A 26,037-nucleotide genomic window follows, 5' to 3' on the forward strand; every position below is an offset into this window, starting at 1 on the left:
GAATCCGTGGGCGCGGTGCGGGCCGCCGTCGGCCGGTCGGTCGGGGCGTCGTCGTGGATCGACGGGTGGTCGCGCATGTGCAGCACGGTGATCGGCGACGTCTGCACGCCGACGAAGTCGGTGGTCGCCTCGTCGTCTGCGGCGTCGGCCTCGTCGTCCATGAGGTCCTCGTCGGCGTCGGTGCGCTCGCGGAGGGCGATGTCGGCCTCGTCGTCCTCGACGGTGTCGGCCTGACCCAGCTGCCACGAGCGGTAGATGAGCGCGAGGAGGAACGCGGAGACGGCGAAGGTGATGACGATGGCCGTGAGGGTGAGCGCCTGCGGCAGCGGATCGCTCAGCTCTCCTTCTGTGCCGAAGAAGGGAGCGTTGCCCGGCACGCCCATCACGATGAGCAGCAGCAGGTTCGTGGCGTTGCCGAGCAGCAGGAAGCCGATCAGCACACGGGTGAGACTGCGCTCGAGCATCGCGTAGACACCGCAGGCGAACAGCACGGCCATGATCACGATCAGGGTCAATGAGACATCCATCAGATGCTCACCCCCCGTTCGCGGAATTCCTGCGCCTGACGGTCGACCTCAGCGCCGAGGCTGCGCAGCACGTCGAGCACGAGGCCGATCACGACGAGGTACACACCGACGTCGAAGATCGTCGAGGTGACGAACTCCATGTGGCCGATGCCGGGGATCTCCCACTCCCAGAAGTTGCTGGTGAGCGGGGCGAGGCCGAAGAACAGGGGCACGACGGCGGTGCCGACGGCCAGGATCAGACCGGCGCCGAGCAGTCGGCCGGCGTCCGTGGGCGCGGCCGCGCCGAGCTCCCAGCGTCCGCCGGCGACGTAGCGCATGACGAGCGCCATGCCCGCGACGAGTCCGCCCGCGAAGCCGCCTCCCGGAAGGTTGTGGCCGGAGAAGAGCAGGAAGATCGACACGACGATGATCGTGTGGAAGAGGATGCGGACGATCACCTCGAGCAGGATCGACCGGTTCTCCGGGTTCATCTTCGGACCGCCGACGAGCCACGCGCGGGGGCTGCTCTCGTTCTCGTCGGTCTGGAAGCGCACGCCCTCGGTCGTCTCGACCAGGGGACGGCTGAGGGTTCGACGGCGCCGTGCCTTGGGCAGCGTCTTGGTCGCGGACAGCATGTCGGCGCGGTGCGTGACGAACACGAGCGACGCCACGCCGGTGGCTGCCAGCACGAGCACCGAGAGCTCGCCCATCGTGTCCCAGCCGCGAAGGTCGACCAGCGCGACGTTGACGACGTTCTTCCCATGGCCGATCTCGTATGCGAGCTTCGGGAACGCCGCCGAGATCGGGTCCGCGACACGCGACTGGGTCGCGACGACCGCGACCAGGGCCATGGTGAGCCCAACTCCGACACCCAGCAGCGCACGGGGGATGCGGCCGACGGAGGCGTTGTGCTCGCCCATCCGCGCGGGCAGTCGACGCAGCACGAGCGCGAAGGTCACCATCGTCACCGTCTCGACCAGGATCTGCGTGAGTGCCAGGTCGGGGGCGCCGCTGGTCGCGAACAGCACGACCATCCCGAGGCCGGTGATCGAGACGAGCACCACCCCGGTGTATCTCTTCTGCGCCCGAACGGCCATGATGCCGGCGGCGGCCATCATCGGCGCGACCACGAGCTGCGCGGGGGTGTGCCAGGCCGAGAGCTGGAAGCGGTCGATGTCGCTGGCGACGAGAGCCGTGATCTCGGCAGCGACGAAGACCACGAAGATCGTGCCGACGTAGACCGGAAGCGAGCCTCGCTGGGTGAGCGTCGTGCTCAGCACCGAGAGCCTGTCGACGCCGCGCATGACCAGGTAGTAGACGTCTGCCGCAGTGAAGCGGATCATCCGCGCCTTGCGATCCCAGCCGGTGCGCAGCGTCAGGAGGAAGACCCCGGCACCGAGCAGGATCGACAGGATCGAGATGCCGAGGGCGGGCTCGAGACCGTGCCAGAGGGCGAGGTGCCCCGGCCCCTCGGCAGCGACCCCTTCGGCGTCGAGTCCAGGCGTCGCGGTGAGTGCGTAGCCCTGCAGCGCGACGTCGAGAGCCGGGGCTCCGATGCCTGCCGCGAGCGTGAGGCCGGCGAGGATGATCGGCGCCGAGAGGAATCCGACGGGCGGGTCGGGCCATGCGGTGTCCGGCAGGCGATCGCCTGCTGCGTCGCGCTTGGTCCAGAAGGCACCCCAGAGGAAGCGGATGCCATATGCCGCAGTGAGAATGGATCCGATGCTGACGCCGATGATGGCGACGAGTCCCCACGGCGATCCGTGCAGCGCGTCGTCGAGGAGCGCGGTGAGCGTGGACTCCTTGGCGACGAATCCGAGGGTCGGCGCGATCCCGGCCATGGACGCGATGGAGATGAAAGCCGCAGTCGCCATGACCGGCGCCTGACGACCCACGCCACTGAGCTCGGTGATGTCACGCGTCGACAGCTGTCGGTCGATCACACCGACGATCAGGAACAGCGCCGACTTGAACAGGGCGTGCGCGATCACGAGCGCGAGACCGGCCAGGGCGCTCGCCTGCGTGCCGTAGCCGATCACGATCGAGAAGAAGCCGAGCTGGCTGACGGTGCCGAAGGCGAGGATGCGCTTGAGGTCGGTCTCTCGCAGCGCCTGGATGCCGCCGAGCAGCATCGTCACGATTCCCAGCGAGATGATGATGGGGCGCCAGGGTCCGGTGAACGCGAAGATCGGTGCGAAGCGCGCGATCAGATAGATGCCGGCCTTCACCATCGCCGCCGCGTGCAGGTAGGCGCTCACAGGGGTGGGTGCGGCCATCGCGCCCGGCAGCCAGAAGTGGAACGGGAAGATCGCGGACTTGCTGATCGCTCCGACGAGCAGCATCACCACGGCAGCATCGACGATCGCCCCGGTGGGCGCGATCTCGAGGATCTCGCGGATGCTCGAGGTGCCGGCATCGACGACCAGCAGCACGACACCGACGAACATCACGAGTCCACCGAGAGTCGTGACCAGCAGCGCCTGCAGGGCGGCTCGACGACTGGCGGCGCGGCGTCGGTAGTGGCCGATGAGGAGGTACGAGAGGATGCTCGTCACCTCCCAGAACATGACGAGCATGACCAGGTCGTCGGTCAGGACGAGGCCGTACATCGCCCCGGCGAAACCGAGCAGGACTCCGGCGAACTGGCCGATGCCCGCGGAGTCGTCGTGGAAGTACCAGCGGCAGTAGAGCAGCACGAGGGCGCCGACGCCGGTGACGATCAGGGTCAGCACCCAGCCGAGCACGTCCATGTTCATGGACAGGTTCAGCCCGAGCTGCGGAATCCACGCGACCGAGACGAAGGGTGTCGGACCGTCGAGCACCTGGGGGGTGAGGACGAGGGCGTGGATGAATGCCGCGGCGGGAATGAGAGCTGCGATGGCGAATGCCTGAGACCCCAGCCAGCGCACCAGAACGGGCATCAGGAGAGACCCGAGAAGGAACACGGCGAGGAGCGTCAGCATATACGCGGCTCCTCAAAGCTCGTCGGCCGGTGGCGGCGCAGGCGGGCGGGCGGGTGTCGGTATCGAGTTTACCTTGATATTCTGCGCTTCAGGGTCGATCATGTCGGCGCCGACTCACGCAAATGGCCGGTTTCGCCCGGAATTTCGGGCACTTTGCGCGATTCGAATCCGTGGATCAGGTCATTCGGACGGGTTGTTCCCAGTGCACCTCGTGGTGCCATCCTGGTCGACAGGGGCGGATGCCGCGGCACCCGTCGCGGTACCTCTCGCCCCGCCGGACAGAAGGAAGTCACCCATGCGCATCGCCCTGCACTCCGAGATCCGCGACGGCGCGATCGACGACTACCGCACGAACCACGCTCGCATCCCCGATGCCCTCGCCGCGACCTTCTCGCGCATCGGCATCCACGAGTGGACCATCTGGCGGTCGGGTCACCGCCTCTTCCACCTCGTCGACTGCGACGACTGGGATGCTGCGGTCGCGGCGTTGAAGGACGACCCCGCAGATCACGCGTGGCAGTCCGACATCGGCCGTTTCGTCGAGCTGTTCCGCGACGCCGACGGCGCCGAGGCTACCGCTCCTCTCGAACAGATCTGGGATCTCAGGTCGCAGATCGCCTGATCGACGCGGAGTCCACGGTCTTCTCCGGGGCCGTGGCAGAGTAGCCCCGTGACGCGGGCGTGGGTGCGGGAGCTGGCTGGCTGGCTGAGCGCTGCCGCCGTGTCACTGGCGACGACGTCGGCGGTCGCGTCGTCGGCCCGCGCCGATCTGCTGTTCCGCGACGGTGACTCGATGGTCGTGGCGCTGCTCGCCCGCTCGCTGCTCTCCGGAGAGCCCCTCGACTGGGCGATGTCGAGCGTGCTGTTCCTGCCGGAGTCCGCGGCTTTCACCGCTCTCGACGCAGCGTTGCCCCTGGAGGCGAACGCCCTCTTCGCGATCAGCGCGATCGTCAACCTCCTCGCTCTCTACGGGGCCATCCGTCTGGCTGCCGGTCGCGCCCGCACGGGAATGGCGCCGGTGGCCTGGTCCGTGGTCGCACTCGCGGTGTTCGGCGTGCTCTCGATGACCGATGTCTCGGCATCACGTGAGGCGATGGACCTCGCGTCGCTGCAGCTGACGACCACCTATTACTCCGCGACCGTCGTCGGTGTCGTCGTGACGATCGGGATCGTTCGACGCATGGTCGACAGCTGCGAGCTCAGAGCGTCGCCCTTGATCGCGCTGGGCCTCGTCGCCCTCGTCTCGACACTCTCGAACCCGCTCTACGCGGTGTGGACGACGCTTCCGCTCGCGCTCCTCCTGGCGATCGCGTCGATCTCGCCCCGGCTGCGCACGCGGACTCCGGTGATCATCGTCGCGCTGCTCGCGGGCACGACGGTCGGTTTCCTCTCACGTATTCCACTCGCGGCATGGATCACGAAGACCGGCATCGGATATGTGCAGCCCGCGCAGTGGCATGAGTCGATCGACTACTACGCGCGGCTCGTCGGCGAACGATTGCAGAGTCCTCTCGGGGTGCTCGGGATACTCATCACCGCTGCGCTCCTCGTCGTGGCCGTCGTGCGAACCGTGCGGCCGCGCCACCCCGGCTCGCGGCTGGTCGCCGCCATGGCCTGGGTCTCGCCGGTCATGGTCGTGGTCGGGGCCATCGCGTTGGGGACCCATGCGGCGCGCTATCTGCAGCCGTTCGCCTTCGCTCCGGTGCTCGCGCTCGTCTCCCATCCGCAGGCCCTGCGGGTCGGCGAACGTGTGCGTCGAGCCGCGGCGGGGCTGACCGCGGTCCTGCTCCTGGTCATCGGCGGGGTCAGCATCCCTCGACTAGCGGATGCCGCCACCCGCCCCGACGCCGATCTCGCCTGCGTCGCCGACTGGGTCGACGCCTCCGGTCGCACCGGGGCCGGGCAGTTCTGGACGGTGCGCCTGCCCAAGCTGCATCTCTCCGACTCCTCGCGACTCGTGCAGGTCGATCATCAGCTCAATGCCTACGCCTGGCTGGTGAATCGCACGGACTTCACGGTCGGCGAGGTGTCATTCCTCGTCGAGGATTCGCAGACCGTGCCGTGGGATCTTCCGCAGGATGTTCTCCCCGCGAGGGTCGTCGACTGCGGTCGGTATTCGATCCTCGACCTGGGTACCGAGACGCTGCCGTTGGGCCCGCAGCGCTCCTGACGCCTGAGCACGCTCGATCATGAGACGGCGGGCACCGTTTTTCGCCCCACCCGCACGAGACCCGCCTGCTCAGCGAGCGGGCGCCGCCGTGGTCGTGCCCTCGCGGAATCGGCAGGTGAGGTGCAGCGTGAGGCCAGGCTCTCCCTGCAGCATCCGTGCGACCTGCTCTCCCGCGGCGCGCCCCTTCTCGACCGCCGGCTGCACGCTGGTCGTCAGCACGAGGTCGCCGAGCCCATCGGCGGCGATGCCGTCGAATCCGGCGACCGACAGGTCTTCGGGCACGCGCAGCCCGAGCTCCTCCGCCGCCCGGATGACGCCGACCGCGATCAGGTCGCTCTGAGCGAGGATCGCCGTCGGCCGCGTCTCGGCATCCGCCAGCAGCCGTCGCCCGGCGAGGAGGCCCTCGTCGATGAAGCTGCCTCCCGCCGAGATCGCCGGTGCGTCGGGAAAGATCTCGCGCATGCCGGCGAGACGATCGACCGTGACATCGACCGTCGCCTCGTCGATGCGCTCCTGCGTGACCGGGCCTCGTTCGCGCCGCGTGTCGAGCGGCAGGGTGACGAGCGCCACATCGCGGTGTCCGAGATCGCGAAGGTGCCGCGCGACGTCTGCGGCAGCGGCGGCATTGTCGAGCGTGATCCTCGGGATGCCCTCGCCGGCATCGCCTTCGATCACGACCACGGGCAGCCCACGACTGCGGACGATGTCGAGCGATGCCTTGGCGCGTCCCGAGCATCCGATCAGCACGACCGCATCGACGGGTGCGCTCGAGAGCGAAGATCCGTCATCGCCCGGTTCATCTCTCATCAGCAGGATGCCGGCGCTCAGGTCGGCCATCCCATCGGTGAGGCCGTCCATCATGGCGGTGGTCACCGGGTCGAGGAAGGCCGCGCGCAGATGCCCCTCGAGCACGACGGCCACGATGCCACTGCGTCCTCGGCGCAGCGAGGCCGCTCGCGGGTCTGGTCCGGCGTAGCCGAGGTCGGCGGCGGCGGCGAGCACCCGCTCCCGCGTCGCCGGCGCGACGTTGGTCTTGCCGCTGAAGACGACGGATGCCGTCGACGTCGCTACTCCCGCCTGGCGTGCGACATCGGCGATCGTCGCTCGGCGCGGGCTTTCGTGGCTCGTCATACTCCGAGGATAGCTCCCCGGGTTCCCGATCATCGAATCGATTCGATATGCTGTTCGACATGGACACGGTGCTCTCCCGATCGCAGTACGTGCGCTGGCGCACCGCGATCTTCGCGATCTTCCTCGCCAGCGGTCTGTCGATCGCGACCTGGGCGTCCCGTGTCCCCGACATCAAGCTCGCGCTGGAGGTCGACAAGGCGCAGGTCGGCATGCTGCTGCTCGGCGCGGGCATCGCCTCGATCATCGGAATCTCGACCAGCCCGGCGATCATGGCGCGCACCGGTGCACGCCTCGGCATGATGGTGTCGATCTTCACGTTCGCCTCCGGCGTCGCCCTGATCGGCATCGGCGCCAATGTGCTGGGTTCGTACTCGGTGGTGCTGATCGGTCTCGTGCTGTTCGGCCTCGGCAACGGCTGTGTCGACGTCATGATGAACGTCGAAGCCACAGCCATCGAGCAGCACTCGGGCAAGACGATCCTCCCGCTCTTCCACGCCTTCTTCAGCTTCGGCACTGTGATCGGCGCCGGTCTCGGCGCCCTGGCCGCCCAGCTTCAGATCAACGTCTTCACACATACGCTCGTCGTCGCAGTGGCGATCGCCACCATCGGAATCATCAGCATCGCCAGCGTCCCCCGCCGTGCGGAGGCACTCGACCCGACGACGAATGACGGCGAGAAGGTGCACTGGCGCGAGCGGATGCACGTCGCGATGTCGGCCTGGCGCGAGCCGCGCACCTACGCGATCGGCGTCGTGATGCTCGGCATGTCCTTCGCCGAGGGCGGCGCCAACGACTGGCTGGCGCTCGGCGTCGCTGAGGACCACGGCGGCGGAACCGCTCTCGGCGCTGCGGCCCTCGCCACGTTCTCGGTCGCGATGACCGTGGTCCGCGTGTTCGGTGGCCCGCTGGTCGACCGGTTCGGCCGCGTGGCAGTGCTGCGCATCCTCGCGGTGGCCGCAGCATCCGGCATCCTGCTGTTCATCCTGGCGCCGAGCCTGCCGCTCGTGTTCGTGGGCGCGGCTCTGTGGGGCGTCGGTGCCTCTCTCGGCTTCCCGCTCGGAATGTCCGCCGCGGCTGACGACCCCGCCAAAGCGGCCGCGCGCGTGAGCGCCGCGGCGACGATCGGCTACATCTCCTTCCTCGGAGGCCCGCCCGTGCTCGGCTTCATCAGCGAGCACATCGGCCTGCTCAACACCCTCTACATCCTGGTCGGTCTCGTCGTGCTGTCCGGCCTCTTCTCCGGTGCCGCTCGCCCGCTGCGCAAAGACGAGATGTCGACGCCGCCCGTCACCGCGAACTCAGCCTCGTAGATCAGCGGGCGACAAGCAGACGCGGTGCCGGGCCTTCGAGTCGGGCAATGGCGATCTTCACCTCTCCGAGCTCGGACCGCACCCCCTTCACCTCATCCTCCAGCCGATCGAATCTCGCGTCGACACGATCGAACACGACGTCCGCCTTCTCGAAGCGCGCGTCCATGCGCTGCTCGGACTTCTCGAACCGCGCATCCATACGCTGCTCGGACCTCTCGAACCGGGCATCCATACGCTGCTCGGACCTCTCGAACCGCGCATCCATGCGCTGCTCGGACTTCTCGAACCGCGCATCCATACGCTGCTCGAAGATCTCGAACCGCGCATCCGTGCGCGTGATCATCCATCCGAAGCCTGCGGCAAGCCCCAGCAGCGTCGTCGCGACGGTCACGATCATGGTCACCAGCTCTATCGACACCGTCATCTCCTCATCCTTGACCCGTCCGCCCAGAATGTCAGGATCCAGTCCGATGGAATCGACGACGGGAGTCGATCCGCCGCAGATGTGGAAACTTCGCCGCTGATGCTGATATCAGCAGAACGAGTCGACCCGACGAAGTAGGCTCGACGGGTGCGTCTCGTCATCGCCCGCTGCTCCGTGGATTACACGGGCCGGCTCAATGCCCACCTCCCGCTTGCCACGCGTCTGCTCGTGCACAAGGGAGACGGGAGTCTGCTCGTGCACTCCGACGGCGGCAGCTACAAGCCGCTGAACTGGATGAGCCCGCCCTGCTCTCTCGCCTCCGAAGCGCCGGGAGAAGAGGAGTCGATCGCCGGCGTCACCGAGGTGTGGCGCGTCACGCACAAGAAGACCGGCGACGCCCTTCGAGTGCAGATCTACGAGATCCTGCACGACACCAACCACGACCTCGGCGTCGACCCCGGGCTGCAGAAGGACGGCGTCGAGGCGGACCTGCAGCGGCTCCTCGCCGAGCAGGTCGAGCGCATCTCGGATGGCGCGACGCTGGTGCGCCGCGAGTACCCGACGGCCATCGGCCCGGTCGATCTCCTCGTGCGAGATGCCGACGGCGCGGCCATCGCGGTCGAGATCAAGCGCCGCGGCGACATCGACGGCGTCGAGCAGCTCACCCGCTACCTCGAGCTGCTGGGTCGCGACCCGCACCTCGCCCCCGTGCAGGGCGTCTTCGCCGCTCAGGAGATCAAGCCGCAGGCGCGTGTCCTCGCCGAGGACCGCGGCATCCGCTGCCTCGTGCTCGACTACGACGACATGAAGGGCATCGAGTCCGGCATCCCCCGTCTCTTCTGAGGCGAGCTGCACAGATGTTCACCGCGTTCGGTCGCGTCGTGCACTGCCCATAGGCTGGAAGACATGGCTTCTTCCCCCTATTCGTGCGTGCTCTGGGACGTCGACGGCACCATCGCCGACGCGTCGGTCGGCATTCTCCGCCGCCTGAATGTCGCCCTCACGCACTTCGGACACCCTGCTCCCACGCGCGAGCAGCTGGTGCACTGGATCGGGCCGCCGATGTTCCAGTCGTTCCAGGCGCAGGCGGGCATGACGCCCGAGGAGTCTGCCGAGGCCGTGAGCTTCTACCGCACACTGGGCAAGGCCGACGGCTACACGACCGATGTCGCCACCTATCCCGGCGTGCCCGAGATCATCCGCGATCTGCACGCCGCCGGTGTTTCGCAGGCGACCGCGAGCTCGAAGCCCGAGATCCAGGTCGACGCGATCGTCGACTTCTTCGACCTCCGCCCGTACTTCCTGACGACCGTCGGCGCGACGCCGGACGAGTCGACCCTCGCGTCGAAGACCGACATCGTGGCGGAGGCGCTGCGCCGCCTGGCCGACCGCGGCGCCGACGTCTCGCGGCCGGTGCTCATCGGCGACCGTCACCACGATGTCGAGGGCGGCAACGCGAACGGCGTCCCGGTGATCTTCGTCGAGTGGGGCTTCAGCGACACGCATGAAGGTGATGAGGCGGCCTTCCGCGCAGCATCCCCCGAAGAGCTGCGCGGCCTTCTTCTGAACTGAGCGGACGAGCTCGGCGGCGGCCTGCCCCGCGAGCACCCGGCCCGCCGCGTCAGGCGGACTTCGCCGCGTGGGGCGGAGCCTCCGCGCGACAGCATCCGCCCATCAGGGAGTTCTCCGCCCGACCGGGCGCCGCAACCGAACCGAGCCCGGGGGCCTCAGGGCCCAGCCACGGCCTCGACACCCCGGAAAGCACAGAACTCCCCGCCGAAGGTCGCAGCGAGTGCGTGCCTCCGGTCGGGGAGTTCTATGACGTCCGCTCTCAGAGCGGACGGATGTTCTCAGCCTGCAGGCCCTTGGGGCCCTGCGCCACGTCGAACTCGACTCGCTGATTCTCTTCAAGAGAGCGGTAGCCGGATGACTCGATGGCGGAGTAATGCGCGAAAACGTCAGCGCCGCCGTCGTCGGGGGAGATGAAGCCGAAGCCCTTCTCCGAGTTGAACCACTTAACCGTGCCCTGGGTGCTCATGTACTGCCTGTTCTGCTGGAAAGAAGCCGACGCAGGATGCCCCGACGTGCTCCACGCTAGTGGAGCACGCGCTGAGCGGAAGTCCCGAGGTCAGCCCGTAACCCAAATGTTGCACGAGCGGTCATCTGCGGTCATACGAGGCCGCGATGAACTCCCCCAGAAAATGGTGTGGCCCTCACCGCGGGGGGAGCGATGAGGGCCGAAGACGACCGGAGGGTGCGTCAGATTCCAGCCTAACCCCTACGGCACGCGTTTGTCCCCCATTTGGGGGACAAATTCGAAAACTTGTGAGAAGGGGACAAACGATAGCGGCCCTCTCGAGCAGTCCGTTGGGGACAGAACTACTCGAGAGGGCCCAATCGCATGCACGAATCGCCTTTGCCTCTGGGGAAGGCAGCCCGTCTCTGGGGAAGACGGAGACGATCAATCCCCTGTGCACGCACTTTCACCCTAGGGGAGGCGGTCGGATCCCGCCAAGGGGGATTGACGATCGCGGTCATCAGTGATCCGGACGGAACGGAGTCGCCGAGTAGCCTGGTGCGGTGACCATGCTGAACAAGGACATGACCCTGTGCATCTCGCTGTCTGCACGCCCGAGCAACAACGGCACGAGATTCCACAACTTCCTCTATGAAGAGCTGGGCCTCAACTGGATCTACAAGGCGTTCGCTCCGACCGACCTCGGGCAGGCGATCGCCGGCGTGCGGGGGCTCGGCATCCGTGGCTGCGCGATCTCGATGCCCTTCAAAGAGGAGGTCATCGCGCTCGTCGACCGCATGGACCCCTCCGCGACCGCCATCGACTCGGTGAACACGATCGTGAATGACGACGGCGTGCTCACCGCCTACAACACCGACTACAGCGCGATCGCCCAGCTGATCGAGCGCAACTCCCTCGACCCTGCGGCATCCGTGCTGCTGCGCGGCTCGGGCGGAATGGCCAAGGCCACGGCCGCGGCCTTCCGCGATGCGGGATTCGCGCGTGTGACGATCGCCGCTCGCAACGAAGAGCGCGGTCGGGGCCTGGCCGACCTCTATGGGTTCGCCTGGACGGCTGATGCGGATGCCGTGACTGCCGACATCATCGTGAACATCACGCCGATCGGCATGGCGGGTGGGGCCGACGAGCACGCACTGTCGTTCACCGAGGGGCAGATCGCGGCGGCATCCGTCGTGTTCGACGTCGTCGCCCTGCCTGCTGAGACCCCGCTGATCGCGGCGGGGCGCGCAGCCGGGAAGACCGTGATCACCGGAGCCGAGGTGGCGACGCTGCAGGCGCTCGAGCAGTTCGTGCTCTACACCGGCATCCGCCCCACTGCAGCTCAGGTGCAGGCGGCCGAGGAGTTCATGCGGGCGCAGTGAGCACCGCGCCCGCATGGCATCGGACAGCCCTCAGCCGTTGAACTCGGCGGGGTGCGGGCCGGTGCGGCCGTCGCGCTCGAGAAGATCGACCACCGCGAGCTCGTCGACGGTCAGCTCGAAACCGAACACGTCGAGGTTCTCGGCGATGCGGGCGGGGGTGACCGACTTGGGGATGACGACTCGCCCCTGCTGCAGATGCCACCGCAGCACGATCTGCGCGGGGGTCCTTCCGTGGCGGGCGGCGATCTCGACGAGGGAGCCGTCGCCGAGCACGGCACCCTGCGCGAGCGGGCTCCACGCCTCGGTGACGATCCCCCGCTGAGCGTTCGCCTCGGCAACCGCGCGGTTCTGCAGCGCCGGGTGCAGCTCGACCTGGTTGACCGCGGGCACGACGCCTCCGTCTGAAGCGATCCGCTCGAGATGCTCGGGCTCGAAGTTCGAGACTCCGATCGCCCGCACACGCCCGTCTGCATAGAGTCGCTCGAGGGCGCGCCAGGTCTCGGGATACGTGGCCAGAGCCGGGGTCGGCCAGTGGATCAGATACAGGTCGAGGCTCTCGAGCCCCAGACGCTCGAGCGATGCGTCGTAGGCGCGCATCGTGGCGTCGAATCCGTGGTCGGAGATCCACACCTTCGACGTCACGAACAGCTCGTCGCGGGCGATCCCCGAGTCGGCGATCGCGCGCCCGACGCCCGCCTCGTTGCCGTAGACCGCTGCGGTGTCGATGCTGCGGTATCCGGCGTCGAGCGCTGCGGCGACGGCATCCGTCGTCTCGGCATCGGGCACCTGGAACACGCCGTAGCCGAGCTGCGGCATCTCGATGCCGTTGTTCAGGGTGACTGTGGGGATGGTGGGAGCGTGCATGCGTGGTTCTTTCTCTCTGCGGGTCGGTTCGGTCAGGCGGCGACGGTCTGGAGCGTGCCTGTGGCTGCCGGCGCGGGCCGACGTGCGGTGACTACGGCGATCACCATGACGACCAGAGCGGATGCGGTGATCGCGGCGCCGATCCGGATGGGCGAGGTGTAGCCGAGGCCTGCCGCGATGCCGAGGCCACCGGCCCATGCGCCGAGGGCGTTGCCCACATTGAATGCGCCGATGTTCGCGCCGGAGGCGAGCGTCGGCGCCCCTCCTGCGTAGTGCATGATGCGGCTCTGCAGCCCCGGCACCGTGCCGAATCCGAACGCGCCCATCGCGACGAGGATCGCGATCGTCGCGGGCTGCGACCCGGAGAAGAATCCGAACAGCACGAGCACGACCACCAGCGCCGAGATGAAGATCAGGAGGGTGCGGTCGATCGAGCGGTCGGCCAGGCGTCCGCCGATCCAGTTGCCCGCGACGAGCCCGGCGCCGAAGAGCACGAGCAGCCACGGAACGGAGGTGTCGGCGAATCCGGTGACGTCGGTGAGCGTGTAGGCGATATAGGTGAACGCGCCGAACATGCCGCCGAAGGCGAGGGCGGTGACGATGAGCGAGAGCCACACCTGGCCGGATCGGAAGGCGCGGAGTTCGCTGCGCAGGCTCACCTGCGCACCGGACGGCTTCGGAGCGGTGACGAGCAGCGCGATGCCCGCGAAGGCGACGACGCCGATGGCCGAGATCACCCAGAACGTCGAACGCCAGCCGAACTGCTGGCCGAGGAACGTGCCGAAGGGGACGCCGAACACGTTGGCCGCCGTGAGCCCGGTGAACATGATCGCGATCGCCCGCGCCTTCTTGTCGGGGGCGACGAGCTCGGCCGCGACGACCGATCCGATGCCGAAGAATGCACCGTGGCACAGGGCGGCGATGATGCGGCCGATCATGGCGACGGTGTAGTCGGGGGCGAGAGCCGTGATCGCGTTGCCGACGATGAACAGCACGACGAGGCCGAGCAGCACGGGCTTGCGCGGCAGCCTCGTGGTGGCGGCGGTGAGACCGAGAGCGCCGACGACGACGCTCAGCGCGTACCCCGAGATGAGCCAGCCGGCGGTGGCCTCGGTGACGCCGAAGTCGGTGGCGACCTCGGGCAGCAGGCCCATGATCACGAACTCGGTGAGTCCGATCCCGAAGGCGCCGATGGCGAGTGCGATGAGTCCGAGTGGCATGGGTGTGCTCCGTGGTCCTCTGCTAAAGTAGTTGCAGGCGCGGGATATTGCGTCCGACGGATAATCATTGCACACGCAACTATCCAGCGCAAGCAACTACTTCGGAGGTCACTGTGGGCATCTCAGACGACGCTGTCGAGATCCGCGCGCGCGGCTGGCGCACGCTCGCCGCACTGCACGGCATCATCGAGGCCGATCTCGAGAAGGCGCTCGGGGCGTCCGCAGGCCTCTCGGTGGTCGAGTACACGGTGCTCGACGCCCTCAGCCGGCAGGACGGCTGGCACATGCGGATGCAGCAGCTCGCCCGCGCCACCGCTCTGAGCCCGAGCGCGACGACCCGACTCGTCACGCGCCTCGAAGACCGTGGGCTGCTCACGCGCATCCTCTGCGCCGACGACCGTCGAGGCATCTACACCGAACTCACCCCGGCCGGTCTGGCCCTGTATGAGCAGGCGCACCCGATCCACGACGAGACACTCGAACGGGCCCTCGCCGAGGCAGTCACGCAGCCCGAGCTCGCGCCCGTCGTGCACGCACTGCAGGCAGTGACCGTCGACGCCTAGTCCCCGGCGAGGGGTCCGAGGTCACGCGTCGCTCGCGACATCAGACCTTCCGCCGAGTGACGTTCGGCGTCAGTCGGCGGTCGAGAGTCGAACGGAGGGTGAGGCGCCCTCCCAGTCGAGAGGCAGAGCGGCGAGACCTCGGTAGATGAAGAGGTCGTCCCAGCCGTGGAAGACGAGCACGTCGCCATCGGGTGTGGAGACGACGTCCTGACCTCCCGGACCGAGGTAGCGGTCGTCGGTGGACGACGTGGAGAGGACGGGATCCGGCAGCTTCTCGAACGGCCCGAGCAGCGAAGGGGCTGTCGCCGCCCCGACCGCGTAGTCCTCGGAGCCGTAGTCGTTCGCCGAATAGAGCAGCACGTAGGTGCCGTCGCGCTTGACCAGCACCGGCGCCTCCACCAGATGCCCTTCCCAGCTCTCGGTCTGCATGACCAGTCGGGTCGCCGGCCCGGCCAGCTGGGTGCCGTCTGCCGAGACGGGAGCGATCTGGATCCAGGTGTCGAGTTCGCAGCAGTTGCCGTCGTTCTTCCACAGGAGGAACCGTGACCCGTCGTCGTCGACGAAGGCGGCGGGGTCGATCGCCCCACCCTCCTCGAGCGGACAGACCATCGGCTCCGTGCCCACGGCGACATAGGGGCCCGTCAGCGTGGCGGCGGTGGCGGATCCGATGCACTGCTTGCCGGAGGCCGCATGCTCCGCCGAGAAGTACATCACGAAGCTCCCGTCGGCCCGCTCCGACACGTCCGGAGCCCAGGTTCGCCCGGCGCTCGCCCACTCCGGAAGGTCCGGCAGCGCATCGTCCGTGGAGACGTCCCACGAGACCAGGTCGGTCGATGTCGCGAACTGCACGTTCGCGCCCTGATTCTCGGTGGCGAACGCGACGTAGACCCCGTCGCCCTCGACCACGTCCGGGTCGGCGAAGTCCTGGTCGATGAGGAACGGCGCGCGTTCCACGGCCGTCTCGGGTTCTGCGGGCGCGGAGCATCCGACGAGACCGACGCCCAGTGCGAGCAGGATGCCCGCCGCGACCGCGGGGGCGGGCCTGGCGGTATCGGTCACCCCTTGACCGCCGATCCGGCGACGGATTCGACGATCTGTCGCTGCGCGAACGCGAAGAGGATCAGGACGGGGACGGATGCGATCACCGCACCTGCCATGACGATCGCGAAGTGCGTCGAGTATGCGCCCTGCAGCTGGCTGAGTCCCGGCTGCAATGTGAGGTTCTCGGGGCTCAGCAGCACATAGACGGGCCAGAGGAAGTCGTTCCAGTTGCCGAGGAACGACAGCACAGCCAGAGTCGCGAGCGCGGGGCGAGCGAGCGGAAGCACGACCTGCACGAAGATGCGGATGTCGCCGGCACCGTCGATGCGGGCAGCCTCCTCGATCTCGGGCGGCAGCCCGACGAAGAACTGTCGCAGGAAGAAGATGCCGAAGGCGCCGGCGGCACCGGGCACCGTGATGGCCCAGATCGTGTCGAGCCAACCGAGGTTCTGCACGATCAGGTAGTTGGGGATCAGGAACACCACAGGAGGAACGAGCAGCGTCGCGATGATCACTCCGAAGACGATCCGCTTGCCCGCGAACTCGAGCCGGGCCAGCGCGTACGCACCCATCGACGCCGTCACGAGGATCAGGACGGTCTGCAGAGTCGCGGCCGCGAAGCTGTTCCACAGCCAGAGGAAGATCGGCTGCTCCCCCGAGCCGAGCAGGCTCTGGTAGGCCTCGATCGAGAACGGGTCGGGCAAGGAGAACGGAGACCTGATGGCGTCGGCGTCGGTCTTGAAGGACGTGATCAGCATCCACAGCAGCGGGAGGACGATCACGAGAGCCAGCGCGATGAGGGCGGCATACAGCGCGATCCGCGCCCACGCACGGCGGGCGGACGGGCGGCGGGTGAGTGCTGTGGTCATGATGCCTTCTCGACTCTCTCGCGCTGCAGGCGGAAGTTGATCACACTGACGATCGCGAGCGCGAGGAACAGGATGTAGCTCATGGCGGCGGCCGGGGCCATGTTGTTCTGCGAGAGGCCCTGGTCGGCGATGTACATGATCACCGTCCTCGTCTCAGTGCCGGGCCCTCCCTTGGTGAGGAGGTACGACTGGCCGAACATGTTCGCCGACGCGAGGATCGTGGTCGTGGTGATGAAGGTCATCACCGGGCGGAGTCCTGGGAGCGTGACGCTCGAGAACTTCCTCATCGCTCCAGCACCGTCGAGCGCGGCCGCCTCGTAGAGGTCGCCGTTGATGCCCTTGAGGCCGGCGAGGAAGATGATCGTGTTGAGACCCATGGTCCACCAGACGGTCACGCCGACGATGGATACCCAGACCCAGGGGACGTCGACCGTCCACGGGATGTCTGCGGGCAGTCCGACAAGGCTGAGCAGGTGGTTCAGGATCCCGGACTGCGTGTCGAAGATGTAGCCCCAGATCACGCCGATGACCGCGACACCGAGAACGTACGGGGCGAAGAAGATCGTCCGGAACGTGGTGGCCGCGCGGATGCGCTGGTTCAACAGGATCGCGACGAGAAGCGGGATCACGACGAGGAACGGCACGCTGATCACGATGAAGATCCCGGTGACGCTCATCGACTTCCAGAAGTCGCTGGAGAGCACGTTGCCCGGGGTGAACAGATCGATGTAGTTCTGGAACCCCACGAACTGCTGCACGTCGCGGAACGGGCTCCAGTTGGTGAGGCTCATCCAGATGCCGAAGATCCCGGGACCCGCGACGAACGTCACGAAGAGCACGAGGAACGGCGCGAGGAACAGGTACGCGGTGAGCGTCTTGCGCCGAGAGGATGCGGAACCCGGGCGCGTTCGCGGGTGTCGCCCCCCAGCGCTGCTGCGCTGGGGGGCGACGAGGGTGGCTGTCTCAGTCACCGTACTTCGCCCGGTTCTGCTCGAGGATCTGGTCGGCCTTGGCCGCGGCGTCGTCGAGCGCCGTCTTCGGATCCTTCTTTCCGGTGAGGGCCTCGTTCAGCGCGAGGGTGATCTGTGCGTTGACCTCCGAGATCCCGGGAGAGACGGTCTCGTAGTGCGCGTAATCGAGCTGCTCCATGAAGGGTTCGAGGTTCGGATACGTCGACAGCAGCTCGGGGTCCTCGCGGACCGAGTTGGCGGCGGGGAGCTCTCCGGTCTCGGCCCAGCCGAGCGAGTTGTCGTTCATCCACTTCACGAAAACCGATGCGGCGGCCGTCTCGTTCGCATCCTGGCCCTTGTTCGAGGGGAACACCCAGTGGGTCGAGCTCGACCACACGGCCTTCTCCTCGCCGATCTGCGGCACGGGCGCCGGCGCCCACTCGAGATCGTCGAAAGCCGTGTTCGTGGTCTGCCAGACGCCGTTCCAGTTGAACGCCGTGTCACCGGCGATGAGCGCCTTGATGTTGCCGTCCTGTGCCACGTTCGCAGGGCTGTAGCCCTTGTCGACCATGTCGGTCATCCACGTCAGGGCCTTCACACCGGCCTCGGAGTTGAACGTCGCCTCCGTGACATCGTCGTTGTAGAGATCGCCCCCGAACTGCCAGATCAGGCTCTGGAACTCGAACGTGCCGGTGAAGACGTATCCGTCGACCCACTCGCCCTGGACCCCGGCGCCCTTCAACGCGTCGAGTGCGGCCAGATAGGAGGCCTCATCGGTGGGGATCTCGGTGATGCCCGCCTTGGCGAGAACAGTCTTGTTGGTGAACAGCCCCAGCGGCGTCACGCTCCACGGCACGGCGTACTGGGTGTCCTGGTAGTTGCCCTTGTCGAAGACGGTCGGCGGGAAGTCCTCCGCCGCGTACCCGAGCCCGTCGATGATCTCGCCGGAATCGAGCAGCAGGTTCTGCGCCGCGTACGTGGCCAGGTCGTCTCCGTGCAGGACGGCGACATCCGGGCCCTTGCCCGCCTTGATGGCGAGCGGCATCTTCGCCGTGATGTCCGCCCACTCCTGCGGAACGGCCTTCACGGTGATGTTGTCGTGCTCCGCGTTGAACTCCTCGATGAGCTCGGGAACGATCTTGGGGGCTGCTCCACCCGTCCAGCCGTGCCAGAACGTGACCTCGACATCCGGGCCGGTGTACTCCCCGTCGCCGGAGACGGCGCCTCCGCCGGTGCCGGCGGACGCCGCACACCCTGATGCTGTGATGCCGATGGCGAGTGCGATGCCTGCACCTATCGCTCGGCGAGCCCATGGACTGTTCATGTGATTGCTCTCCTTTGAGTGACTCCGGCGCACCGGAGCGGGATGACCGGATACCCCAGCCGTGATCGCAATTTACAGCGCTGGAATTTTGTTGTCAAGGTAGTATCGCGGTTGACGACGTAGCGACCAATTGGAGACCGCATGGGTGTGCGCTTGCAGGATGTCGCGGAGCTCGCCGGCGTCTCGATGAAGACCGTGTCGAATGTGGTGCGCGGGTACGAGCACGTGAGCGCATCCACGCGGGAACGCGTGCAGCGCGCGATCGACGAGCTGGACTACCGGCCCAACCTCATGGGCAGACGCCTCGCGACCGGGCGGACCGGCCTGCTGGCGCTCGCCTTCGCGAACGTCGCCCTCCCCTACTTCGCAGAACTGTCGCGCGCTGTCTCGGCAGCGGCCGGCGCAGCAGGCTACCGGGTACTGCTCGAGGAGACCGACGGAACACTGGAGGGCGAGCGCGCCGTGCTCACCAGCTCGGAATCGGGGATGGTCGACGGCATCCTGTTCCAGCCGTCGACGATGTCGTCGGCCGAGATCTCGCGCCACCGCAGCGATCTGCCGATGGTGATCCTCGGAGAAGGGGCAGCACCCCTCCCGGTCGACCGCGTCATGATCGACAATTTCGAAGCCGCTCGCACCGCCACCGCGCACCTCGTGTCGCTGGGCCGCCGCCGCATCGGGTTCGCAGGCCACGAGCTGACCGACCTGTCATCGACCTCGCTGCAGCGCATCGCGGGCTATCAGCAGGCTCTCGAAGATGCAGGGCTGCGCCCCGACCCGCTCCTGCTGTTCCCCAGCCGCGAGATCTCGCCGTCCGGGGCGGTCGAAGGCGTCGGTCGAGCGATCGACGCGGGTGCCGAGTTCGACGGCCTCGTCTGCCGCGACGACCTCGCCGCCATCGGCGCCCTGCGTGCCCTGCACGAGCGCGGTCGCCGCATTCCCAGCGACGTCGCCGTGACGGGCTGGGACGACATCGAGCTGAGCAGGGTGACATTCCCGAGCCTCACCACCATCGCCCCCGACCTCCACGAACTCGCTCGCCGTGCGGTCGAGATGCTCACGGAGCGGATCTCCGGGTTCTCCGCGGCCGGACGCCACGAGCTCGTCGGCTACCGACTGGAGGTCCGAGAGAGTGCGCCTTTCGCCCCGGGATCCGACTCCGTGCCGACCTCCGTCTCGGATTCCGCCTAGTTTACAGCGCTGCATATTTGATGCATGCTGGTCTGCATGCTGAGAATCGATGCGTCGCCGCCCCCCACCGCGAGCCAGGGGGACGGAACCTACCCGCGTCCTCAGCTGGTCCGGACCGATTGGACCGACCTCACCGGCCGATGGGGCTTCGCCGTCGACGACGACGACCGCGGCATCCGAGAGAGATGGTTCGTGAATCCTGCGTTCGAGACGTCGATCGTGGTGCCCTTCCCGCCCGAGTCGTCGGCGTCGGGCATCGGCGACCCGCGCCCCCACACGGCGCTGTGGTACCACCGAGTCCTCACACGCGACGAGGTCCTGGCCTCGGGCCATCGCGACGGACGACGTCTCATCCTGCGCTTCGGAGCAGTCGACTACCGCGCTGTCGTCTGGGTCGACGGGCATCGTGTCGGTTCGCATGAGGGAGGACACACGCCGTTCTCGGCCGACATCACCGATGCTCTCGAGCTCGAGAACGGGGGCCATGTCGTGGTCCGCGTCGAGGATCGGGCGACGGATGTCGCCCAGCCCCGCGGCAAGCAGGACTGGCGTGACGAGCCCCATGCGATCTGGTACCACCGCACGAGCGGCATCTGGCAGCCGGTCTGGCTCGAATCCGTTCCCTCCGGCCCGGCGATCGAGTGGATCCACTGGCGCGCTGATCTGCCGTCCGGGCGCGTGCACGCTCGCATCGGCCTCGCCGGTCCGCCCTCGACCGAGTGCGTGGTCGAGGTCGAGCTGCGTCATGGCGACACCCTGCTGGCGCGCGCCTCGAGTCTCACCCGCGAATCCGAGGTCGAGATCGACATCCCGCTGCCCGGTCAGGAGAACGGCCAGGCCTATGAGGAGCTGCTGTGGTCGCCCGAGAGCCCGCGGCTCCTCGACGCCGTCATCCGGACCTCGGATGACGGAGCGCCACTCGATGCGGTGTCGTCGTACCTCGGCCTTCGATCGACCAGCGTCGATCGGCGCCACTTCCTGCTCAACGACAGACCGCGATTCGTCCGCTCAGTGCTCAGCCAGGGATATTGGCCCGACACCCATCTCGCCGCCCCGTCGGCGCACGCCCTGCGCGAAGAGGTCGAGCTCATCAAGGAACTCGGCTTCAACGCTGCCAGAGTGCACCAGAAGTTCGAGGATCCGAGGTTCCTCTTCTGGGCGGACCGGCTCGGGCTCATGATCTGGGCTGAGGCGCCCGCCGTTTTCGCCTTCACGTCGACCGCCGTCGAGCGCACGGTGCGCGAATGGCTGGAGGTCGTCCACCGAGACTTCTCGCACCCCTCGATCGTCACCTGGGTGCCGCTGAACGAGAGCTGGGGCGTTCAGCACATCGCGCACGACAGTCGCATGCTGCACCATGCTCTGGCGCTCGTGCACCTGACGAAGGCCCTCGATCCGACCCGCCCTGTCGTGTCGAACGACGGGTGGGAGCAAGCCGACACCGACATCGTGGCGATCCATGACTACGAGGGCGATGGCGACGTGATGGCTGCGCGCTACAGGGATCGGAGTGCCGTCGACGCGATGATCACGGGCCTCGGACCGGCAGGCAGACGTCTCGTGCTCACAGGTGACGTCGACGATGCACCCGTGATGCTCACGGAGTTCGGCGGCATCTCCTTCGACGTGCACCGCACGGATCACGCCTGGGGCTATACGCGCGCCAGCTCCGACGCTGACTTCCGTGAGCGGCTGAGCTCGCTGATGACCGCGATCCACGACAGCGACGCCCTTGCGGGGTATTGCTACACCCAGCTCACCGACACGCTTCAGGAGACCAACGGCCTCGTCGGAGCCGACCGGGTCCCCAAGCTTCCCGTGGACGAGCTGCGCGCGATCATGGTCGGGCCGAGAGGGGCACAGCCGTGGGAGTGAGGATTCGCGAGAGGGCGGGCGATGCCGGCCACCGGCCCGTGCATCCCGGCTACTTCGCCGACCCTTTCGTTCTTCGCCTGCCCGACGGCACTTATGCGGCGTACGGAACGAATCCGACGGCGACGTCGGCCGAGGGAGTCTTCGAGGTCCTGCTGTCGAACGATCTCGACACGTGGCGCAGTGCCGGTCTGGCATTGGTGCGGCTCAGCCCTGAGACGGGCGACGAGTACTGGGCGCCGGAGGTCTGCTTCCGCGACGGCGCGTGGTGGATGTATTACTCCGTCGGGCACGGCATCAGCGGCCATCATCTGCGCGTCGCCCGCGCGGCTGAGCCGACGGGCCCGTTCCATGATCTGCGCGTGAATCTCACGGCTGACGAGACCTTCGCGATCGACCCGCACCCGTTCCAGGACGCTGACGGGCAGTGGTACCTGTACTTCGCGCGTGACGTGCTCGATGCGGAGCGGCCCGGCACGCATCTCGCCGTCGCTCGTCTGCCCGCGCCCGCGCAGCTCACCGAGGCGCGGAGCGTCCTCGAGCCCTACGCCGATTGGCAGATCTACGAACGAGCACGCCCGATGTATGACGGGACCTTCGATTGGCACACTCTCGAAGGCCCGGCTGTGGTGCACAGGCAGGAGAGGTACTGGATGACGTTCTCCGGCGGCGCATGGACGGGCGCCGGCTACGCGGTGTCCTGGGCGTCGTCAGCGAGTCCGCTCGGCCCGTGGACCGCCGCACCGTCGTCAGCGCCTCCTCTTCTCGAGTCGGGCAGCTCGTTGATCGGCCCTGGTCACAACTCGCTCTTCATCGGGCCGGACGGGGACGACCGCATCGCTTTCCATGCGTGGAACGCCGACCGGTCCGAGCGGCAGATGCACGTCGCATCCATCGACTTCGCGGCTGAGGAGCCCGGTCCTGAGCCGGAAGAGCGCGACCGGGTCTAGTCCCCGGCGAGCGCGCTCACGAACCGCTGCGCGAGACGGTCACCTGGATGCTCTTCATGAGCGGCTGGTCGCTTTGCACACTGAAGTCCTTGCGACCGATCAGCACGTTCATCTCGGGCATGTACCCGGCGGCGCTGCCACGAGGAAGGTCGTACGGCACCGCGCGGAATGCTGTCAGCATCCGTGTCGAGCCGTCTTTCGAGGTCGAGACGATGTCGACCGGGTCGCCCTCGACGAGCCCCCGGTCGCGCATGTCGTCCTCGTGCAGGAACACCAGCTCTCGCAGGTTCTTCACGCCGCGGTAGCGGTCGTCGTTCGAGTAGATCGTCGTGTTCCACTGATCGTGGGAGCGCACGGTCTGCAGCACCAGGGTCTCGGCCGATTCGGGGATGACGTTCGGCAGCGGCGCGAGGGAGAACTCGGCACGGCCCGACGGGGTCTCGAACACCCGCTCCCTGGCAGGCTGCGGGATGCGGAATCCGTGCCTGTCTCGGATAAGGTCGTTGAACCCCTCGAACCCGGGCAGCACCCTCGCCATCACGTCGCGGATGTTGTCGTAGTCGCCGATGTACCAATCCCACGGGGTCGCGGTGTGCGGCAGCGTGGCCTTCGCGATTCCGGCGATGATCGCCGGCTCCGACCTCAGATACGCGGATGCCGGCTGCTTGCGCCCCATCGAGAGGTGCACCATGCTCATCGCGTCCTCGACTGTCACTCCCTGCGGCCCCTGAGCCTGCCGGTCGCGCTCGGTGCGGCCGAGGCAGGGCAGGATCAGCGCCTTCTCACCGTGCACGAGGTGACTGCGGTTGAGCTTGGTGCTGACCTGCACCGTCAGCCGGCACTTCTCGAGACCCTGCGCCGTGAACGGGGTGTCGGGGGCGGCGAGCACGAAGTTCCCGCCCATGCCGACGAACACCTTGACCCGCCCGTCGTGCATCGCCTCGATGGTGCGCACGGTGTCGAGTCCGGGGTGCCGCGGCGGATCGATGCGGCAGACCTCGGCGAGACGATCGAGCCAGGCATCCGTCGGCCGGTGGTCGATGCCGCAGGTGCGGTTGCCCTGCACGTTGCTGTGCCCGCGGATCGGAGACGGGCCTGCACCTCGACGGCCGATGTTGCCACGGAGAAGCAGCAGGTTGACGATCTCGCGCACCGTGTCGACGCCGTGCTCATGCTGGCTGACGCCGAGACACCAGCTGATGATCGTGCGGTCTGCGGCGAGGTAGACCGCTGCGGCCGCTCGGATCTCGTCTTCGGTGAGACCCGACTGCGTGACCAGCTCGTCCCACGGCGTGGCGTCGACCAGCTCGCGGTAGGCGTCGACGCCATTCGTGAGCGACCCGAGGAACCCGGTATCGAGCACCGAAGGATCGGTGGCTGCGGCCTCGAAGACGACCTTCGACATGCCTCTGATGAGAGCGAGGTCACCCCCGGGGCGCACCTGCAGGTTCATGGTGCTCGTGCCCGTGGCCTTGAAGCGCGCCATGTCGACGAAGTCATGCGGCACGATCGTGCGGGTCGCGCCCGCTTCGACGAGCGGGTTGACGTGCACGACCTGCGCGCCGCGCTTCACGGCATCCGAGAGCGCCGTGAGCATGCGCGGGGCATTGGATGCCGCGTTGACGCCGAGGACGAAGAGCGCGTCGCACTCATCCCAGTCATGCAGGTCGACCGTGCCCTTGCCCGTGGCGATCGAGGCCTTGAGCGCGCGGCCGGAGGCCTCGTGGCACATGTTCGAGCAGTCGGGCAGGTTGTTCGTGCCGTATTCGCGCACCATCAATTGATAGAGGAAGGTCGCCTCGTTGCTCAGACGACCGGACGTGTAGAAGGCGGCCTCGTCCGGGCTGTCGAGACCCTGCAGCTCGTCGCCGACGAGCGCGAACGCGTCGTCCCACGAGATCGGCACGTAGTGATCGGTCGCGGCGTCGTAGACCATCGGCTCGGTCAGGCGGCCCTGGTCTTCGAGGTCGAAGTCGGGCCAGGTCGCGAGTTCCGTGACCGTGTGCTCGGCGAAGAAGCGACGGTCGACCCGCTTGCGCGTCATCTCCCAGGTGACGTGCTTGATGCCGTTCTCGCAGATGTCGAGCTTGAGATTGCCCGGGTCGTCCGGCCAGGCGCATCCGGGGCAGTCGTAGCCCGAGATCGGATGGTTCATCTGCAGCATGGCGAGAGGACCGGCGATCGGCTCGCGTTGATCCAGCACCACGCGCCCCACCGACACCGCCGCACCCCACCCCGCGGCGGGGTGACCATAGGGCTTGCGAGACCAGGGCCGATCGGTGCGAGGGCCGTAGCCACCCTGGCGCGGCTCGGCGGGCATCAGCCCGAAGGCGGTTCCGGACGTTCCCGCGGGTCCCTGACTATCGAGCATGACGTGCCCCTCCTTCAGCGTGCGCGGACGGCGCGAGTGACTCGGCGCCGATATGCACCCGCTGCGCGTGCGTGTAGATGTTCATCGACCGCCCTCGGACGAACCCGATGAGCGTCACCCCGGACTCCTCTGCGAGCTCGGCGGCAAGAGACGAGGGCGCCGAGACTGCACTGAGCAGAGGGATGCCGGCCATGGCGGCCTTCTGCACCAGCTCGAAGCTCGCCCGGCCCGAGACCTGCAGGACCTGCCGGCGCAGCGGCAGTCGATCGTTCAGCAGCGCCCAGCCCACCACCTTGTCGACGGCGTTGTGACGGCCGACGTCTTCGCGCAGCACGAGCAGCTCGTCCGTGTCGGCGTCGAACAGTGCAGCAGCGTGCAGACCGCCGGTCTTATCGAACGCCGCCTGCTCGGCGCGCAGCCGATCGGGGAAGGAGGCGATCTGCTCGGCTCCGACCCGGACGTCGTCTTCGCCGACCGGATGCCGCGACACCGTGCGCACCGCGTCGATGCTGGCCTTGCCGCAGACCCCGCACGAGCTGGTCGTGTAGAAGCGTCGAGCGGCGTCGGGGTCGGGGAGCGCGACGCCGTGGGCGAGGCTGATGTCGAGGACGTTGTAGGTGTTCTCCTGACCGCCAGTGCCTGGGCCGCCGCAGTGGATCGCCGAATGGAACTCGTCGGCCCGGGCGATGATCCCCTCGGACACGAGGAACCCCGCCGCCAGTTCGACGTCATGTCCCGGAGTGCGCATCGTGACTGCCAGCGGCGCGCCCGCGACACGGATCTCCAACGGCTCCTCGACGGCGAGCGTGTCGGCGCGACGAGTCGCACCCTCACCGAGGGTGAGCTTCAGAATCGGTCTCCGCGTCGTGATCCGCCCCACACCAGCGAGCGTACTCCGGGGTCACGGGATCGGATCGAT

General features: G+C 67.6%; 22 protein-coding genes and 1 pseudogene. 10 read left to right on the forward strand and 13 right to left on the reverse strand.

Annotated features, from left to right (window positions below; all coding sequences use genetic code 11):
• Nucleotides 1-17 precede the first annotated feature (17 nt).
• Both ACIP5T_RS11625 and ACIP5T_RS11630 read right to left on the reverse strand, forming a co-directional pair.
• Nucleotides 18-527, reverse strand: a pseudogene (locus ACIP5T_RS11625) (Na(+)/H(+) antiporter subunit C); the annotation flags it as partial.
• Nucleotides 527-3,469: a Na+/H+ antiporter subunit A gene (locus ACIP5T_RS11630; RefSeq protein WP_400863257.1), complete on the reverse strand. Its 2,943-nt coding sequence runs from the start codon at nt 3,467-3,469 to the stop codon at nt 527-529. The pseudogene ACIP5T_RS11625 and the gene ACIP5T_RS11630, both read right to left, overlap by 1 nt.
• A gap of 295 nt (nt 3,470-3,764) precedes the next feature.
• Between ACIP5T_RS11630 and ACIP5T_RS11635 the strand changes: the two genes are divergently transcribed.
• Both ACIP5T_RS11635 and ACIP5T_RS11640 read left to right on the forward strand, forming a co-directional pair.
• Complete coding sequence (locus ACIP5T_RS11635) at nt 3,765-4,091, forward strand: L-rhamnose mutarotase (RefSeq protein ID WP_400863259.1); 327 nt, start codon at nt 3,765-3,767, stop codon at nt 4,089-4,091.
• Nucleotides 4,092-4,139: 48 nt separating this feature from the next.
• Nucleotides 4,140-5,639 (forward strand): hypothetical protein, encoded by a 1,500-nt coding sequence (locus tag ACIP5T_RS11640; protein ID WP_400863260.1) that lies wholly within the window; start codon nt 4,140-4,142, stop codon nt 5,637-5,639.
• 69 nt (nt 5,640-5,708) lie between these two features.
• On the opposite strand, the gene ACIP5T_RS11645 is transcribed toward ACIP5T_RS11640, so the two are convergent.
• Nucleotides 5,709-6,770 (reverse strand): LacI family DNA-binding transcriptional regulator, encoded by a 1,062-nt coding sequence (locus ACIP5T_RS11645; RefSeq protein ID WP_400863261.1) that lies wholly within the window; start codon nt 6,768-6,770, stop codon nt 5,709-5,711.
• A 59-nt stretch (nt 6,771-6,829) separates the two neighbouring features.
• Here ACIP5T_RS11645 and ACIP5T_RS11650 point away from each other — a divergent pair, with 59 nt between their 5' ends.
• The gene (locus ACIP5T_RS11650) at nt 6,830-8,080 is read left to right on the forward strand and encodes an MFS transporter (protein WP_400863262.1); all 1,251 of its coding nucleotides are present in this window, start codon (nt 6,830-6,832) and stop codon (nt 8,078-8,080) included.
• Between the two features lies 1 nt (nt 8,081).
• Here the strand turns inward: ACIP5T_RS11650 and ACIP5T_RS11655 are convergent, their stop codons facing one another.
• Entirely contained in the window at nt 8,082-8,504 is a 423-nt protein-coding gene (locus ACIP5T_RS11655) for a response regulator (RefSeq protein ID WP_400863263.1), read from the reverse strand.
• Nucleotides 8,505-8,651: 147 nt separating this feature from the next.
• Here ACIP5T_RS11655 and nucS point away from each other — a divergent pair, with 147 nt between their 5' ends.
• Nucleotides 8,652-9,347 (forward strand): endonuclease NucS, encoded by a 696-nt coding sequence (gene nucS / locus ACIP5T_RS11660; RefSeq protein ID WP_400863265.1) that lies wholly within the window; start codon nt 8,652-8,654, stop codon nt 9,345-9,347.
• 63 nt (nt 9,348-9,410) lie between these two features.
• Nucleotides 9,411-10,076, forward strand: a complete 666-nt coding sequence (locus ACIP5T_RS11665) for an HAD hydrolase-like protein (protein WP_400863267.1) — start codon at nt 9,411-9,413, stop codon at nt 10,074-10,076.
• Between the two features lie 259 nt (nt 10,077-10,335).
• On the opposite strand, the gene ACIP5T_RS11670 is transcribed toward ACIP5T_RS11665, so the two are convergent.
• The gene (locus ACIP5T_RS11670) at nt 10,336-10,542 is read right to left on the reverse strand and encodes a cold-shock protein (protein ID WP_042540947.1); all 207 of its coding nucleotides are present in this window, start codon (nt 10,540-10,542) and stop codon (nt 10,336-10,338) included.
• Between the two features lie 542 nt (nt 10,543-11,084).
• Here ACIP5T_RS11670 and ACIP5T_RS11675 point away from each other — a divergent pair.
• Complete coding sequence (locus ACIP5T_RS11675) at nt 11,085-11,903, forward strand: shikimate 5-dehydrogenase (protein ID WP_400863269.1); 819 nt, start codon at nt 11,085-11,087, stop codon at nt 11,901-11,903.
• Nucleotides 11,904-11,933: 30 nt separating this feature from the next.
• On the opposite strand, the gene ACIP5T_RS11680 is transcribed toward ACIP5T_RS11675, so the two are convergent.
• Together ACIP5T_RS11680 and ACIP5T_RS11685 are read right to left on the reverse strand one after the other, a co-directional pair.
• A complete protein-coding gene (locus tag ACIP5T_RS11680; RefSeq protein WP_400863271.1) occupies nt 11,934-12,767 on the reverse strand; it encodes an aldo/keto reductase in 834 nt (277 codons plus the stop codon).
• Between the two features lie 32 nt (nt 12,768-12,799).
• Nucleotides 12,800-13,987, reverse strand: coding sequence for an MFS transporter (locus tag ACIP5T_RS11685; protein ID WP_400863273.1), 1,188 nt, complete (start codon nt 13,985-13,987; stop codon nt 12,800-12,802).
• 113 nt (nt 13,988-14,100) lie between these two features.
• On the opposite strand from ACIP5T_RS11685, the gene ACIP5T_RS11690 reads away from it, so the two are divergent.
• A complete protein-coding gene (locus ACIP5T_RS11690) occupies nt 14,101-14,550 on the forward strand; it encodes a MarR family winged helix-turn-helix transcriptional regulator (protein WP_400863275.1) in 450 nt (149 codons plus the stop codon).
• A 69-nt stretch (nt 14,551-14,619) separates the two neighbouring features.
• On the opposite strand, the gene ACIP5T_RS11695 is transcribed toward ACIP5T_RS11690, so the two are convergent.
• From ACIP5T_RS11695 to ACIP5T_RS11710, 4 genes are read right to left on the reverse strand one after another with little or no spacing between them, the layout of a single operon-like run.
• Nucleotides 14,620-15,609 carry a glycoside hydrolase family 43 protein gene (locus tag ACIP5T_RS11695; RefSeq protein WP_400863277.1) on the reverse strand — a complete coding sequence of 330 codons (990 nt, stop codon included), beginning with the start codon at nt 15,607-15,609 and terminating at the stop codon, nt 14,620-14,622.
• The gene (locus ACIP5T_RS11700) at nt 15,606-16,460 is read right to left on the reverse strand and encodes a carbohydrate ABC transporter permease (protein WP_400863278.1); all 855 of its coding nucleotides are present in this window, start codon (nt 16,458-16,460) and stop codon (nt 15,606-15,608) included. Before ACIP5T_RS11700 ends, ACIP5T_RS11695 begins: the two co-directional genes overlap by 4 nt.
• A complete protein-coding gene (locus ACIP5T_RS11705) occupies nt 16,457-17,431 on the reverse strand; it encodes a carbohydrate ABC transporter permease (protein WP_400863280.1) in 975 nt (324 codons plus the stop codon). The genes ACIP5T_RS11700 and ACIP5T_RS11705 overlap by 4 nt, the downstream gene beginning before the upstream one ends.
• On the reverse strand, nt 17,424-18,734 hold the full coding sequence (locus ACIP5T_RS11710) for an ABC transporter substrate-binding protein (protein WP_400863281.1): 1,311 nt from the start codon (nt 18,732-18,734) through the stop codon (nt 17,424-17,426). The genes ACIP5T_RS11705 and ACIP5T_RS11710 overlap by 8 nt, the downstream gene beginning before the upstream one ends.
• A gap of 141 nt (nt 18,735-18,875) precedes the next feature.
• Here ACIP5T_RS11710 and ACIP5T_RS11715 point away from each other — a divergent pair, with 141 nt between their 5' ends.
• From ACIP5T_RS11715 to ACIP5T_RS11725, 3 genes are read left to right on the forward strand one after another with little or no spacing between them, the layout of a single operon-like run.
• Nucleotides 18,876-19,925, forward strand: coding sequence for a LacI family DNA-binding transcriptional regulator (locus tag ACIP5T_RS11715; RefSeq protein ID WP_400863282.1), 1,050 nt, complete (start codon nt 18,876-18,878; stop codon nt 19,923-19,925).
• Between the two features lie 36 nt (nt 19,926-19,961).
• Nucleotides 19,962-21,800: a glycoside hydrolase family 2 protein gene (locus ACIP5T_RS11720; protein ID WP_400863283.1), complete on the forward strand. Its 1,839-nt coding sequence runs from the start codon at nt 19,962-19,964 to the stop codon at nt 21,798-21,800.
• Complete coding sequence (locus tag ACIP5T_RS11725) at nt 21,791-22,747, forward strand: glycoside hydrolase family 43 protein (protein WP_400863284.1); 957 nt, start codon at nt 21,791-21,793, stop codon at nt 22,745-22,747. The genes ACIP5T_RS11720 and ACIP5T_RS11725 overlap by 10 nt, the downstream gene beginning before the upstream one ends.
• Nucleotides 22,748-22,763: 16 nt before the next feature.
• Here the strand turns inward: ACIP5T_RS11725 and ACIP5T_RS11730 are convergent, their stop codons facing one another.
• Nucleotides 22,764-25,118, reverse strand: coding sequence for an FdhF/YdeP family oxidoreductase (locus ACIP5T_RS11730; protein WP_400863285.1), 2,355 nt, complete (start codon nt 25,116-25,118; stop codon nt 22,764-22,766).
• Nucleotides 25,108-25,998 (reverse strand): formate dehydrogenase accessory sulfurtransferase FdhD, encoded by an 891-nt coding sequence (fdhD, locus tag ACIP5T_RS11735; protein ID WP_400863286.1) that lies wholly within the window; start codon nt 25,996-25,998, stop codon nt 25,108-25,110. Before fdhD ends, ACIP5T_RS11730 begins: the two co-directional genes overlap by 11 nt.
• Nucleotides 25,999-26,037: the final 39 nt, after the last annotated feature.

The organism is Microbacterium sp. NPDC088619, from assembly GCF_044752825.1.
Taxonomy (GTDB): domain Bacteria; phylum Actinomycetota; class Actinomycetes; order Actinomycetales; family Microbacteriaceae; genus Microbacterium.

Bases quoted from the DNA above. Each gene is read 5' to 3' on its own strand.
- ACIP5T_RS11630 (WP_400863257.1), bottom strand. From the start codon at position 3,469: ATGCTGACGCTCCTCGCCGTGTTCCTTCTCGGGTCTCTCCTGATGCCC.
- ACIP5T_RS11635 (WP_400863259.1), top strand. From the start codon at position 3,765: ATGCGCATCGCCCTGCACTCCGAGATCCGCGACGGCGCGATCGACGAC.
- ACIP5T_RS11645 (WP_400863261.1), bottom strand. From the start codon at position 6,770: ATGACGAGCCACGAAAGCCCGCGCCGAGCGACGATCGCCGATGTCGCA.
- ACIP5T_RS11650 (WP_400863262.1), top strand. From the start codon at position 6,830: ATGGACACGGTGCTCTCCCGATCGCAGTACGTGCGCTGGCGCACCGCG.
- ACIP5T_RS11655 (WP_400863263.1), bottom strand. From the start codon at position 8,504: ATGACGGTGTCGATAGAGCTGGTGACCATGATCGTGACCGTCGCGACG.
- ACIP5T_RS11665 (WP_400863267.1), top strand. From the start codon at position 9,411: ATGGCTTCTTCCCCCTATTCGTGCGTGCTCTGGGACGTCGACGGCACC.
- ACIP5T_RS11670 (WP_042540947.1), bottom strand. From the start codon at position 10,542: ATGAGCACCCAGGGCACGGTTAAGTGGTTCAACTCGGAGAAGGGCTTC.
- ACIP5T_RS11680 (WP_400863271.1), bottom strand. From the start codon at position 12,767: ATGCACGCTCCCACCATCCCCACAGTCACCCTGAACAACGGCATCGAG.
- ACIP5T_RS11685 (WP_400863273.1), bottom strand. From the start codon at position 13,987: ATGCCACTCGGACTCATCGCACTCGCCATCGGCGCCTTCGGGATCGGA.
- ACIP5T_RS11700 (WP_400863278.1), bottom strand. From the start codon at position 16,460: ATGACCACAGCACTCACCCGCCGCCCGTCCGCCCGCCGTGCGTGGGCG.
- ACIP5T_RS11710 (WP_400863281.1), bottom strand. From the start codon at position 18,734: ATGAACAGTCCATGGGCTCGCCGAGCGATAGGTGCAGGCATCGCACTC.
- ACIP5T_RS11715 (WP_400863282.1), top strand. From the start codon at position 18,876: ATGGGTGTGCGCTTGCAGGATGTCGCGGAGCTCGCCGGCGTCTCGATG.
- ACIP5T_RS11720 (WP_400863283.1), top strand. From the start codon at position 19,962: ATGCTGAGAATCGATGCGTCGCCGCCCCCCACCGCGAGCCAGGGGGAC.
- ACIP5T_RS11730 (WP_400863285.1), bottom strand. From the start codon at position 25,118: ATGCTCGATAGTCAGGGACCCGCGGGAACGTCCGGAACCGCCTTCGGG.